Genomic DNA, 544 nt, shown 5'->3' on the forward strand with positions numbered 1-544 from the left:
GCGCGCCCTCGGCCTCACCTCGCGTCATCTCGCCTACATCATCTACACCTCAGGCTCAACCGGAACCCCCAAAGGGGCAAAGAATGAGCATCGGGGTATTATCAATCGCCTGGTCTGGATGCAGAAAGCCTACGCTCTCAATGCGACTGATGTCGTCTTGCAGAAGACGCCATTTGGCTTCGATGTCTCGGCTTGGGAATTCTTCTGGACGTTGCTTGAAGGGGCGACCCTGGTGCTGGCACCTCCGTCTGCACACAAAGACCCCGATGCGCTTGTAAACCTTATAATCAGCCAGCGCATTACCACTGCACACTTTGTACCATCCATGCTGGTAAGCTTTATGGACACGAGGGGTGTTGATCGCTGCAGCTCGCTGCAGCGTCTCCTGTGCAGTGGCGAGGCGCTTCCTGCCTCCCTTGTGCACAAGGTTCGGCGCGTATTGCCTTGGACTGGTCTGCACAATCTATATGGCCCCACGGAAGCTGCTATCGACGTTACAGCCTGGAGTTGCCCGGCTGATTTTGATGGGGCTACTATCCCCATT

At 56.1% G+C, this 544-nt stretch carries 1 protein-coding gene; it reads left to right on the plus strand.

From position 1 onward, the window contains the following. Window positions 1-544, plus strand: a 544-nt coding sequence (locus KIP88_RS46030) for an AMP-binding protein (RefSeq protein WP_214494655.1), incomplete at both ends; no start/stop codon positions are given.

This window comes from Bradyrhizobium sp. SRL28 (assembly GCF_018596315.1).
Taxonomy (GTDB): Bacteria; Pseudomonadota; Alphaproteobacteria; order Rhizobiales; family Xanthobacteraceae; genus Bradyrhizobium.